The sequence below is a fragment of the Stenotrophomonas sp. 220_Sma genome (assembly GCF_056487375.1).
Map to the genome: position 1 here is coordinate 2,759,928 of NZ_CM151348.1, position 11,825 is coordinate 2,771,752.

The 11,825-nt window shown below is 67.3% G+C and carries 13 protein-coding genes; 6 read left to right on the forward strand and 7 right to left on the reverse strand.

Going from position 1 to position 11,825, the window contains the following annotated elements:
* Nucleotides 1–59 precede the first annotated feature (59 nt).
* Both ACZLIB_RS12990 and ACZLIB_RS12995 read left to right on the forward strand, forming a co-directional pair.
* Entirely contained in the window at nucleotides 60–449 is a 390-nt protein-coding gene (locus ACZLIB_RS12990; protein ID WP_032129425.1) for an OsmC family protein, read from the forward strand.
* 126 nt (nucleotides 450–575) lie between these two features.
* The gene (locus ACZLIB_RS12995; protein WP_478467802.1) at nucleotides 576–1,970 is read left to right on the forward strand and encodes an ABC-F family ATP-binding cassette domain-containing protein; all 1,395 of its coding nucleotides are present in this window, start codon (nucleotides 576–578) and stop codon (nucleotides 1,968–1,970) included.
* 131 nt (nucleotides 1,971–2,101) lie between these two features.
* Here ACZLIB_RS12995 and ACZLIB_RS13000 read toward each other — a convergent pair whose 3' ends face one another.
* The 6 genes from ACZLIB_RS13000 to ACZLIB_RS13025 all read right to left on the reverse strand — a co-directional run bounded on the left by ACZLIB_RS13000 (nucleotide 2,102) and on the right by ACZLIB_RS13025 (nucleotide 8,886).
* A complete protein-coding gene (locus ACZLIB_RS13000; RefSeq protein WP_005409871.1) occupies nucleotides 2,102–2,431 on the reverse strand; it encodes a hypothetical protein in 330 nt (109 codons plus the stop codon).
* 98 nt (nucleotides 2,432–2,529) lie between these two features.
* Nucleotides 2,530–4,275, reverse strand: a complete 1,746-nt coding sequence (locus ACZLIB_RS13005; protein WP_478467803.1) for a putative porin — start codon at nucleotides 4,273–4,275, stop codon at nucleotides 2,530–2,532.
* A gap of 42 nt (nucleotides 4,276–4,317) precedes the next feature.
* Nucleotides 4,318–4,983, reverse strand: a complete 666-nt coding sequence (gene tolA, locus ACZLIB_RS13010) for a cell envelope integrity protein TolA (protein WP_049462486.1) — start codon at nucleotides 4,981–4,983, stop codon at nucleotides 4,318–4,320.
* 39 nt (nucleotides 4,984–5,022) lie between these two features.
* Nucleotides 5,023–5,436 carry an ExbD/TolR family protein gene (locus tag ACZLIB_RS13015; protein ID WP_005409874.1) on the reverse strand — a complete coding sequence of 138 codons (414 nt, stop codon included), beginning with the start codon at nucleotides 5,434–5,436 and terminating at the stop codon, nucleotides 5,023–5,025.
* A gap of 10 nt (nucleotides 5,437–5,446) precedes the next feature.
* Entirely contained in the window at nucleotides 5,447–7,231 is a 1,785-nt protein-coding gene (locus ACZLIB_RS13020) for a DUF2341 domain-containing protein (protein ID WP_478467804.1), read from the reverse strand.
* A 38-nt stretch (nucleotides 7,232–7,269) separates the two neighbouring features.
* Nucleotides 7,270–8,886 carry a ShlB/FhaC/HecB family hemolysin secretion/activation protein gene (locus tag ACZLIB_RS13025; protein WP_478467805.1) on the reverse strand — a complete coding sequence of 539 codons (1,617 nt, stop codon included), beginning with the start codon at nucleotides 8,884–8,886 and terminating at the stop codon, nucleotides 7,270–7,272.
* A 201-nt stretch (nucleotides 8,887–9,087) separates the two neighbouring features.
* Here ACZLIB_RS13025 and ACZLIB_RS13030 point away from each other — a divergent pair, with 201 nt between their 5' ends.
* The gene (locus ACZLIB_RS13030) at nucleotides 9,088–9,423 is read left to right on the forward strand and encodes a hypothetical protein (RefSeq protein ID WP_107433699.1); all 336 of its coding nucleotides are present in this window, start codon (nucleotides 9,088–9,090) and stop codon (nucleotides 9,421–9,423) included.
* Nucleotides 9,424–9,514: 91 nt separating this feature from the next.
* On the opposite strand, the gene ACZLIB_RS13035 is transcribed toward ACZLIB_RS13030, so the two are convergent.
* Nucleotides 9,515–9,979 (reverse strand): general secretion pathway protein, encoded by a 465-nt coding sequence (locus ACZLIB_RS13035; protein WP_189721131.1) that lies wholly within the window; start codon nucleotides 9,977–9,979, stop codon nucleotides 9,515–9,517.
* Between the two features lie 104 nt (nucleotides 9,980–10,083).
* Between ACZLIB_RS13035 and gspH the strand changes: the two genes are divergently transcribed.
* The 3 genes from gspH to ACZLIB_RS13050 are packed head-to-tail and all read left to right on the forward strand — an operon-like array spanning nucleotide 10,084 to nucleotide 11,500.
* Nucleotides 10,084–10,530 (forward strand): type II secretion system minor pseudopilin GspH, encoded by a 447-nt coding sequence (gene gspH / locus ACZLIB_RS13040; RefSeq protein WP_107433742.1) that lies wholly within the window; start codon nucleotides 10,084–10,086, stop codon nucleotides 10,528–10,530.
* On the forward strand, nucleotides 10,527–10,889 hold the full coding sequence (gspI, locus tag ACZLIB_RS13045; RefSeq protein WP_478467808.1) for a type II secretion system minor pseudopilin GspI: 363 nt from the start codon (nucleotides 10,527–10,529) through the stop codon (nucleotides 10,887–10,889). Before gspH ends, gspI begins: the two co-directional genes overlap by 4 nt.
* Nucleotides 10,886–11,500 carry a prepilin-type N-terminal cleavage/methylation domain-containing protein gene (locus ACZLIB_RS13050; protein WP_478467809.1) on the forward strand — a complete coding sequence of 205 codons (615 nt, stop codon included), beginning with the start codon at nucleotides 10,886–10,888 and terminating at the stop codon, nucleotides 11,498–11,500. The genes gspI and ACZLIB_RS13050 overlap by 4 nt, the downstream gene beginning before the upstream one ends.
* Nucleotides 11,501–11,825: the final 325 nt, after the last annotated feature.

The following is an 11,825-nucleotide window of genomic DNA, read 5'->3' on the forward strand; positions in this document are numbered from 1 at the left end:
TCGACTTTACAGTGGGTTGGTCGAGCATGGCTCGACGCTATAGACAGATGGAGACTCCGATGGCCTACGCGCGCATTGTTTCGACCGGCGACAACTACCTGCACCACATCAGCAATGGCAGCTTTGATGTGGACGCGGACGAGCCCGCCTCGCTGGGCGGCCAGGGCAAGGGCTTCGCCCCCTTCGATCTGTACCTGGCCTCGCTGGCCGCCTGCACCGCCATCACCCTGCGCATGTATGCGCAACGCAAGGGCTGGGAGCTGGGCGAGTTCCATGCCGAGCTGCGCTCGGAACGCGACGAAGATGGACGCTTCCACGTGCACCGCGTGCTGCATGCCAGCGCCGAGCTGAGCGATGCGCAGTGGCAGCGGTTGCTGGAGGTGGTGGAAAAGACCCCGGTGACGCTGGTGATGCGTGAAGGTGCACGGATCACCAGCGAGCGCGGCTGAAGGAGGTCTGGCCCACCTGCGGCGGATCTTGGCCGGTTCCTCGCTTGTTCCGGCCTCGCCCCTGTTCCAAGCTGCGCGTCCGCGTTCGGATGCAGTGAGCGCGCAGCAACAGGAGGACCGCACGCGATGTTACGTGCCCATGCTTTGGATCTGGATTTCAACGGCCGCGCCCTGCTGGCCGACGTCAACCTGCCCCTGCCCTCAGGTGCCCGCATCGCCCTGATCGGCGACAACGGCAGCGGCAAGAGCTGCCTGCTGCAGATGTTGGCCGGTACTCTGGTGCCCAGTGGCGGGACCATCATCCGCCGCGATGGCGCACGCATCGCCTACGTGCCGCAGCACGTACTGGATGACTCCTCTCGCAGCGGCGGCGAGCAGATGCGCCATGCGCTCGCCCGCGCGCTCGATGCCGCCCCCGATGTACTGCTGCTCGATGAACCCAGCAATCACCTGGACCGCAGTGCACGCCGCTCGCTGATCGCGCGCCTGCGCCAGTTCCACGGCGCACTGTTGGTGGCCACCCACGATGAAGCCCTGATCGATGCGCTCTGTAATGAGCTCTGGCACATACGTGGCGGGCGCGTGAGCCACTTCGGCGGTCGCTACCGCGACTATCAGGCGGACCTGCAGCAGCGACGCGAGGCCAGCGACCGGCAGCTGCGCCAGCTGGATCAGGAGCGCGGCCAGGCCCATGAGGCGTTGATGCGCGAACAGCAGCGCGCTGCCAGCTCGCGGGAACGCGGTGTGCGCAAGGTGGAACAGCGCAAGTGGGGCGGCGTGCGTTCAGCCACCAAGCTCGGCCGTGGCAATACCACCGCCGGCAGCAAGCAACTGCTGATCCGTGAGCAGCAGGAAGACATCGTGGCTCGTCGCAATGACCTGCAGCGGGAGACCATCATCGAGCCTACCTTCGCCTTGCCGGCCGGCTGGCGACGTGAGGGAGTGGTGGTGCAGCTGACCGACGCCAGCGTGGCGCATGCCACGGAAACGGTGCTGGGTGGACTGCATCTGCGCCTGGATGTCGGCGATCGCCTGGCGATCACCGGTGACAACGGCAGCGGCAAGTCCACGCTGGCACGCGCGCTGTGCGGCGACCCAAGCATCCGCCGTGATGGTGACTGGTTGCTGCCGCCAGCTGATCAGATCGCCCTGCTCGACCAGCACTACCGGGACCTGCCGATGCAGGCCACGCCTCTCCAGGCGCTGTCTGCCCAGATGCCGGACTGGAGCCAGACCCAGTGCCGGCTGCACCTGGCCGACTTCCTGTTCCGCGGCGATGCCACGGCGCAGACGCCCGTGTCCGCATTGTCCGGTGGCGAACGGGCGCGGCTTTCATTGGCATTGATGGCGGCCAAGCCCCCAGCGCTGCTGGTTCTGGACGAACCAACCAACAACCTGGACATGACGCTGCGGATGCACCTGCTGCAGGTGCTGCGGATGTTCCCGGGCACTTTGGTGGTGGTGTCGCATGACGACGCGTTTCTGCAGGCGCTGGAACCGGGACAGGTGCTGGCGTTGTAGCTGCGGCCGAGTGTGGCCTATCCACATACGGCGTGGATCTACTGTAGAGCCGAAGGCAACGGCAGGGGCTGTTGCCAACGTCGCGTGCACCCGCCCGAAAAGCCGAGCATGGGCTCGGCTCTACGGAAGGCTCAGCGCCGCGAATGCAGCACGGTGCGCTGGCGCATCGCGTTGAATTCCTGCTCCACCTGCTGGATGTCCTCGGCCTGGAAACCGGCCGCATCCAGCAGCTGGTCGGCGGCAGCCGCCGCCAGCGGATCATCGTCACGCTGGCGCCAGCAGCGCGCCGGCAGGAAATAGCCCACTTCGCTGCGCCCGCGCATGATCACCACCGGCCGGCCTGCGTACAGCAGGAACTCGGCCAGGTGCTGGCGCAGGCCCTCCACTGAAACATAGGCCGGTCCAACACCCAGCATCTGGCTGGACGGTTCGGGACTTTCGAACAGCTTGCGACGGCTCATCCACTCCTCCTTTTGAACAACGCGTGGTCTCCTTTCCTTAGACGGGCACATCGCTGCGCCCCCGCCACGCACTACGTGATCCGCATCACGCCCGCCACTCAGAAGCCGGTGTTGAACTCCAGCTGGAACACGTCGATCGACAGCGGCGCACCGGACACTTCCTTGGCCGCCATCCACTTGCCGCTGATCCAGCTGCGCGCGTCCAGCGCGTAGGCACCGCCCACGTAGTAACCGCGGGCGTTGGTGCCGCCCAGGTGGAAGTTCGGATCGTTGTAGGCGTCGGGCAGAGCGTCGGCCTCAATGTGCTTGTAGCCCAGCAGTGCCTGCCACTGGCCCTTCTCCTTCAGCTCGGTAGCACCGAAGGTGGCCTGCAGCATCCAGGCGGTGTCGCCGCTGCGGAAGGTATCGATGCCGACAGTATCGCCGGCGCCGTAGTTGTTGACGATGCCGTTCTGGGCACGACTGAACATGGCCTGCTTGTCGTAGGCCAGGTTGCGGATGTAGTCGCCATCCAGGCGCAGACCGATGCCCTGCGCCAGCTGTGTATCCCAGCGCAGGTTCAGCGTGGCCAGGCGGAAGGCCGAGGCCAGGCCGACATACTGCGGGGTCGGCGTACCGGCCGGATCCACCGGATTGCGCGCGATGTTGCGGATCAGCATCAGGGTGTTGCCCTTCTGCATGAACGCCGGGCGCGACCAGTCAGTGTCGCAGCCCACCGCACCCGAATACAGCGAGCACGTTGAGGACAGGCGACCGCTGATGTTCTTGAAGTCGTAGTAGCCCAGCGCAGCACGCAGCGCGTTGTCATCGTTGAAGCGCCAGTTCACGCCCACCTGGGCACCGGACAGCCACTTGTTCTCGTTCGGAGTCTTGACCTTGCTCTGGCTCGGCGAGCTGTCGGAGGTGTACTCCAGCGGTACCACCGCGAGGTTGCCGAACAGGTCGAGGTCGCCACCATCGAAGTCATACTTCAGGTTCGCGGCCAGGCCATCGAAATTGAGATCGCTGGAGAACAGCGTGTCGCTGGTCCAGAACGGATTGCCGAAGCGGCCGCCACGCAACGTCACCCAGTCCGCCGGGCTGTAGGCCAGCCAGGCCTGGTCCAGCCACACGTCCTTCTTGCTCAGGCCGCCCCCCAGCTGCTCGGTGGTCGACACCGGGCCATTGCTGCTGCCGCTGGCCAGGCGCACGCCGGCCGTGGTGTGCTGGCCAATGGTTGCCTCGATGCCCAGGCGGGCACGGATGCGCCACAGGTTGCGGCGGTCCTGGCGGGTGTTCAGCAGCGGCGGCAGCTGCAGGTTGGTATTGGTGTTGGTGTCGAAGCCGTTGCCGGCGTTGATCGACGACCAGTTGCTCACGATGTCGCTGTTGCGCTCGGAGTAGAAGCGCGACTCGCTGCGCACACGCATGTCACCGGTGACCTTGATGCGCTTGGTCCACTCGGCCACTTCGTTGGGTGCCGCCCAGCCTTCCGACTTCGCCTGCGCCATCACGTCCTGGCGCACTTCGTCGCGGATACCGTCGCGCACGCTCTGCGGTACGTACGGCACGCGCACGTCACCGGCCTCCAGGGCCACGCCACCGCTCGCCGCGGTGCTGCCCGTGGCTGCAGTGCGCTGTGCGGCCGCCGCTTCGGCTTCGGCCTGTACCAGCAGTGCCTGGCCGTCTTCAGGCTTCAGTGCACCGCTGGCGATCAGGCCCTTGATCAGCTTGACCATGGTGGTTTCGGCCGCCATCGCACCGGCCGGGGCGGCCAGGCTGAGCAGCACGGCGCAGCACAGCAGCGCCCGTCGGGCCGGCCGCGGGCGGCGGGAGTCGGTTCGTGCGCGGACGTGGTCGTTCATCACGGTTCTCATCGAAAGAAGGGAAATCACGGAGGTCGGGAATCAGGCCCCGGGCCGGCGGCCCTGGATCAGGACGCGGGCGGGGAAATCGAGTGACGGCGGCGGTGCCTGGTCAACCTTGCCGATGCGACGCAGGGCATCGAGCACGGCCGCGTCGGCCTCCTCGTTGCCACTGCCGCGTACCAGCTCGACCTTCTCCAGGCGGCCGTCGTTGGCCAGCCACACATTCACCTGCAGCTGGAACGCCAGGCGCTTGACCTTGTCGTCGCGCGAGATCGCCTGCTGCATCAGGTAGCCCAGGTAGCGGCCGTAGGTAGCGTTGCCGGCGCCACCACGGCCAACGCCGGACGAACCGCCACCACTGCCGGACTGGATACCGAAGTTGTCACCACCGGCCTGCGCATCGGCGTTCATCGTTACCGGATCGGCGTTGTCCGGCGTCGGCGTCGGCTCTTCGGCCGGCGTCGGCTGATCCAGCGGCTCCGGTTCGGGCATCGTCTCTTCCGGCGGCGTCTCCGGCTCCGGTGGTTTTTCCGGGGGCGGCGGGGGCGGCGGCGGAGGGGGTGGCAGCGCCAGCATCGGCGGCTGCACCACCGGCCGACGGGTGCTGGCGGTGTCCTTGAACAACAGCCACCACACCGCGATGCCGAGCACCAGCAACGCGGCCAGCACCAGTGCCACGGTCACCAGCAACTGGCGACCGCGCATGCCGGGCTCCGGCCGAGGGGGTTGATGGGCCGTCATGCCTCAGCCCTGCGCCTTGCCGGTGACCAGGCCGACCTGGGCCAGCTCCAGGCGCCGCAGCAGGTCCAGTACCTCGACCACGCGGGCGTACTGCACCTGCGCATCACCGCGCACGATCACCGGGAAATCCGGTGTGGTCGCGCGCTCGGTACGCAGGCGGTCTTCCAGCTCGGCCATCGTCACCGGGTAGGCATCCAGGAACACCTGGCCACTGGGGTCGATGGTGATCGCCTTGGTCTTCGGCTTTTCCAGGGCCACGCTGTTGCTGGCCTTCGGCAGGTTGACCTCGATGCCGGGGATGGAGGCGTTGCTGGTCAGGATGAAGATCACCAGCACCACCAGCAGCACGTCGACGAAGGGCGTTACGTTGATGCCCTTCTCGCGCTTCTTGATGCCGAACTTCGCCTTCTGGCCCATGGCGCGCCCCTCAGCCCTGGACCGCGGCCGGGCCGCGCCCGTCCTGCTCTTCGGCCAGGCGCGCGGCGAACTCGTCGATGAACACCGCCATGTCGGCGCCGATCGCTTCGGCACGCGCACCCAGGTAGTTGTAGCCGAACAGTGCCGGGATCGCGACGCCGAGGCCGGCAGCGGTACACAGCAGCGCCGCGGCCATGCCGGGCGCCACCGAGTTGATGTCCACCGCGCCGGCCATCGCCGCCACCACGAACACCAGCATGATGCCGATCACGGTGCCGAACAGGCCCACGTAGGGCGCACCTTCGATGGTGGTCGACAGCCAGTTCATGCGCCGCGCCATCGCCTCCTGCTCGCGCACCATCACCGCATCCATCGAGGAACGGATCGCGGCGATGGTGGCGCCACTCAGGTAGCCACTGTTGCCGTCGCGCTGGTGGCGCTGCTGCATTTCATCGATGGCCACCTGGTAGATGCGCCACAACGAGCCATCGTGCATCGCAGTCGGCGCCTTGCCCTGGCGATCCATGTCCGACAGGGTACGCAGCGGCACGCCGGACAGCTTGCCGAAACTCTCGGTGAACACCGCATTGGCCTTGCTGGTACGGCCGAAGTGGCGGCTCTTGGCGATCATGATCGCCCACGACAGCAGCATCATCAGGCCAAGGATGGCGACCACCACCCAGGCATCGAACGGCATCGCCTTGAGGATGAAGGCGAAGTGGCTCTGCCCGGCGGACTGTTCGTCGGCACCGTAGCTGATCAGGCGTGAATCGGCGCCCTGCGCGGTGGCGTCGGCCAGCAGCAGCGCCGCCGGGCGCGCCACCCGCGAGACGCGCAGCTCATCCAGCGCTCCTTCGAAGTTGGCCAGCGGCTGTGCCGCACCCGGGGCATCGGCGCCGACCACCGGCGCGGTGCCCAGCGCCGGCAGCTCGCCGCTCAGCTGGGCCACCACACGGCCGTTGAGGTACAGCTGCAACGCGCCCTTCTCCGCCGTCAGCGCCACGTGCGCCCACTGCCCTTCCGGAATCGGCTGTGCCGGCGTGCTGCGCTGGCCATTGAGTTGCACGAACGGCACCCGGTTCTCGATACCGACCACCAGCTCGGAGGCGCCATCGCGACGGGCATAGATCGCCTGCGCGGCAGTGTTGCTGCCCGGCTTGATCCAGGCCGAGACGGTCAGCGGCGCACCCGCTTCCTGGGCCAGCGACGCGCTGGCGGGCAGTGGCAGCGGGCCCGCACCCAGCTGCACGCCACGACCGATCACCGCGCCCTCGGACGGCGGCACGACGGCGCCGGCGTTGTTGCCGTAAGCGGTGGTGTCGCGCGCCGGCGCATTGGCCTCGGCAAAGTGGTAGACCAGCGTGTAGTCCGGGTCGAACACCTGCTGGCCGTTGCCGCTGGCCGGTGCCTTCTCATTGCCGTAGTACATCCAGATCGTCTGCGGCGCGGCGGCGCTGACTGCCGGCACGTCCACCCAGACCAGGGCCAGGCCCAGCTTGGGATCGAACTGTTCGATCTGATGGGCCAGCACGGTGCGGCCATCGCCCGACACGAAGCGCAGGTCGTTGCCCGCGTCCTGGGTACCGTCGAAACCGAAGTTGCCGGTATGCAGGCGCAGCAGCAGCGGCGTGCGGCCCGGGTCACCGGCCAGGCCCGCGCCCTGCGGGCCGGCGTCGACGGTGATCGGCTTGCGGTACTTCCATTCGGCCTGCCACCAATTGGCATCGGCCGCAGCAGCAGGCAACGCAACCAGCGCGGCCAGCAGCAGCAACACTCGGGAAAGCAAACGGTCCATGCGAGGGGTCTCCGGAGAACGCATGTTCAAGGGAAGGGTCAGTAACTGGTGCTGATGTTGAAATGCAGGCGCGGGTCGTCCTTGCGCGTGACCGGGCCATCGGCATAGGGCCAGGCGTAGTCCAGGCGCAGCTGCAGGTGCTCACCCAGGCGCAGCTGCGCGCCCAGGCCGACCGAGGCCAGGTTGTACTTGTCACGCTGCTCGGGCAGCGGCTGCCGCAGGCGCAGGTAGGCGGCGTCGGCAAAGCTGTAGACGCGCAGATCCGTGCCGCTCCACAGCGACCACGCCGGGGTACGCCATTCCAGGCTGGCCAGGCCGCCGTAGTCGCCGATCGCCTCGGCCGACAGATAGCCGCGCACGGTGTACATGCCACCGGCGGCGAACTGCTCGGCCGACACCAGCGGTGCGTCGGTCACCTGCAGCGAGCCGCGCGCGTACCACTGCCAGTCGTTGCCGAAGGTGTGGGTGTTGGCCACATCGGCCTTGAACGCGATGAAACTGGGGTCCGCCCAGTAGCGCTTCTGCCCGAATCCGATGGCATCGCTGCCATAGCCGAACAGGCGGCGGGTGCCGGCCACCAGCTGGGTGTTGATGCTCAACTGATCCTGCTCGCCCTGGCGCACACCGACAAACGCCAGGGTGATCGGCGCGTACTTCAGCGGCGTCTTCAGGCTTTCCTTGCCCATCTGCGTGTCTTCCTCGGTGTCCTTGAAGTCCACGCCGAGGCTGAGCTGGCGCCACCACTGGCTGCTGCCGGCCAGTCGATAGTTGAGCTTGAGACCGATCGAATGGCCGTTGCCGATCACGTTGGTACCGGTGCCGGTACCCACCTGTCCGCCCGCGTTCAGCACGCGGCTGTCGGACTTGTAGCCGGACGCTTCCAGGCTCCACGGCGTGCCTTCGAACGGCATCATGTACGAGGCCGAGAACACCTTGGCCTGCTTGGTATCTTCCGGCGCCAGGTACACGCCGATGTTGGCGCTATGGCTGCGCTTCCACAGGTTGTCGTAGGCCAGCGATGCACTCAGGCGCAGCTTCTCGGTATCGGCGCTGTGGTCGTTGTTGAGCGCCGCGCTGGCACGCCACGGCGACTTCTCCTCGACCTGCAGGTCCACATCCATCGTGCCCGGCACCTGGCCCTCTCGCACCAGCGGCATCACCTGGCGACGTCCGCCTTCATTCAGCGCGGTCAGTTCCTTCTGCGCCTGGTCGAAGTCCGGCACCTTGCCCTCGGCAAGTGCCGGCACGCGTTCGCGGATGCGTTCGGGCGATTCGTGCTTCGTGCCTACGACCCGCAGCTGCCCGATCGGCGTCTGCTGCACCTTCAGCAGCACCACGCCACCACTGACCTGCTGCTCGGGCAGCTCGACGTAGACCGACTGGTAGCCTGCCTGCTGGTACAGCGCATTGACGGCATCGCGCGCCTTCTCGACATCGGCCAGGGTCTTGCCCGGGCCGAGGAACGGCTCCACCGCACGTTCGATCTGGCGCGGATCGAGCACGGTGTTGCCGCGCACGATGTATTCATTGATGTTCACGCTGGGCGCAGGCGCCGCGTCCTGCGCGAACAATGGCAGCGGCATCGCGGCCAGAGCCAGCACCAGCGGATGCAGGCGCAGCGGAAGGCGGACGGCTCGGCACGGAACAGGAGTCATCGAAGGCATCGCGTCGTATCGAAGGGAGTGGCCAGGGAGCGGCGCGTGGGTCTATCAACAGGACGTGTACGTCGCGTCAAAACCGCCAACAGTTTTGTGACAGTGCTGTCATCTTTTGACAGCGCCGGAACAGTTGCAGGCGGACACTGTCTTCGCCATACGTCTTCATTGCTGAGCGTCGGTTTTCGCAGGAGATTCAAGATGAGTGAGTCGTTGAAGGCGGGCCTTCGCCCTGCCCTCGCCCTTGCCTTGTTGCTGGCGTTGCCATCGGCCTGGGCCGGAGAGACGAAGAAGCAGGACGATGCCGCACCCTGCATCGAAGTACAGGTCAACGGCGAGCGCATCCCCGCCTGGGAGTGCCTGCAACGCAAACTGGCCCCGGCGCCGAAATCGGCGAAGTCACCGGCGCTGCCTGAAGCCGAACGCCTGATGCGGCAGCCGGGCAACCAGCTGATGCAGTACAACCTGGAAGGCACACGACAGCGCATGGGCGATGCCTTTGGTCGTTCGGTGGAACCGCAGCGTCCGGCGCGCTGAGCCTGCGCAGCTGTAGAGCCGGGCCCGCGCTCGGCTGCGCCTACCTGCGTTGCGGACGGCACGCGAAAAGCAGCCGAGCGCGGGCTCGGCTCTACAGGGACCCGCCCGGCACGATGCCATCGGTCGGCACCGCTGGCAGCGCGGGTACCGGCAGGCTGCGCGATTGCCCGGCCTGGTTCAGTTCCACTGCGCTGGCACTGATGCTGGCCAGTACCGTGCAGGGTCCGAGTCGTTGGCCGGGCGCATACGCTTCCGCTGGGCGTCCATCTACCGAGAGCAGGGCCAATGGCGCATGGTCACCCGCCATCACGCCCAGCACGACCACCTCGGTCTGCACCGCACCGGGCGACAGCAGTCGCACCAGTGGCAGGCTGGCCACTGCATCGAACATCGGCCGTACCGGCGCCTCGGCATGCGCTTCGCTCGCGGCCGCCGCTGGCGCCACCGCAGACAGGGTGACGCTCCAATAGGCCACCACGGCCAGCAGCAGCGTCGCCGCCAGCAGGGTCAACATCCGATTCCGATCCCAGCGCCTGCCGTCCATGTTCCACATCATCGCCACGTTCGTGTCCGCCTACGCTAGCAGGTGCGGCTGACGCTTTTGTTTCATCATGCAGGCCTACGCTGGCACGCATCGGCAAGGGACAGGAGGCAATGTCGATGCGACGCATCCCGCGTGGATTCACCCTGCTGGAACTGATGGTGGTGCTGGTGATCATCGGCATCTGCACGGCAGGCATTGGCCTGGGCCTGGGCAGCCTGCTCGACCCCGCGCGCCAGCTGCGGCAGGAAGGCGAACGCCTGGCGCAGCGCCTGCAGGTGGCGCGCGACGAGGCCCGCATCGATGGCCGCCCCCTGCGTTGGCAGGCCGACGCCGCCGGCTATCGTTTCAGCCGCCTCGAAGGCAGCCGCTGGGTCACCGTTGAACGCGATGATCTGCTGCGTCCACAGAAGTGGCAGGCTGCAGGCATCACGGTGCAGCCCACCAACGCCATCGAGCTGAGCCCGGAGTGGATCGGTACCGCCTGGGAGCTTGGACTGTCGCTGGACGGCCGCGCACTGCGTCTTCGTGATGATGGCAGCGGACAATTGCAGGTCGTGCAGTGAAGCAGGCGGCGCGCGGTTTCACCCTGATCGAGGTGCTGATCGCGCTGGCGATCGTATCGATTGCACTGGCTGCGGTGATGCGCTCGGTGGCAGTGGCGACCGACGATCAGTCACGGCTGCGCGACCGTCGCCTGGCGCTGTTGTGCGCGCAGGACCGCTGGCAGGAGCTGCGCCTCGCCGGGCAGCCGCCGCGGGATGCGCGGCAGCGCTGTGTGCAGGGACGCGGCAACTTCCTGGTCCTGCAGCATCTGGGCACTGGCAGCGACGGGCAGCCGCAACTGGAATTGACCGTGGTGGCCGAAGATGCACCGCGACAGTCGCTGGCCCGGATGCAGCTGCCGTGGACTGCGGCGCAATGAGGCGCGCCGTGCGTGGCTTCACCCTGATCGAGGTGATGATCGCGATCACCATCATGGGCGTGCTGGCGCTGATCTGCTGGCGTGCGCTGGACAGCGTGGCCAACAGCGACCAGCGCCTGCGCCAGGCCGATGCCGAGACCACGACGGCGCTGCGCGTGCTGCAGCAGTTCCAGCGCGATATTGAAATGCGTGCCGACGATGCGCTGATGAATGGCGCGGTGCGCCCGGCAGATCGTCCGCAGCGATTGCTGCCCCCGTCGCTGGTGAGCGAGCGGCACCCGGATGGTAGCTTCGCACTGGAGATCACCCGCAGTGTCGGCAGTGATGGGCTGCACTGGCAGCGGGTGCGCTGGTGGCGGCAGGGCAGCACGCTGTGGCGGGCCAGTGGTGCGGCTACGGACCGGTATCCCCTGCCCGCACCGGATCCGTCGAAGGGCCTTGCGGTGGCGCGCGATGTGCAGCGGTTCGAGGTGCGGGCGTGGCAGCCTGGAACGGGATGGGCCGTGTTGCCGAGCGAGGGCGAGGTATTGCCGGCCACCGGACTTGAACTGCGGTTGGGCCTGCGCGATGGGCGTGGGCCGTTGAGTTACCGGCGGGTGCTGGAGCTTTAGGATTGGTTCGTGGCGCCGCATCCACGCATGGCGTGGATCTACTGCCGAGCCTGTTCCTGCTGCGCGGCCTGCTCTGGTGGGTGCCGACCTTGGTCGGCACTGAAGCTGGCCAAGCCATCCACGCATGGCGTGGATCTACTGCCGACCAAGGTCGGCATCTACCGTGACACATGCGCGCGTCCCTCCTGCCGCCGGGTGCTCTCCTGCACCCGGCGGCGCTGTGTCGGTGGTCCTCACCGCTGATGGCCTCTCCCTGCCCTCCGTGCCGTCCTGGCTGGGGCCGCCACCGCTCCCTGGCGGCTGGCCCGATGCTGTCTGTTCTTCC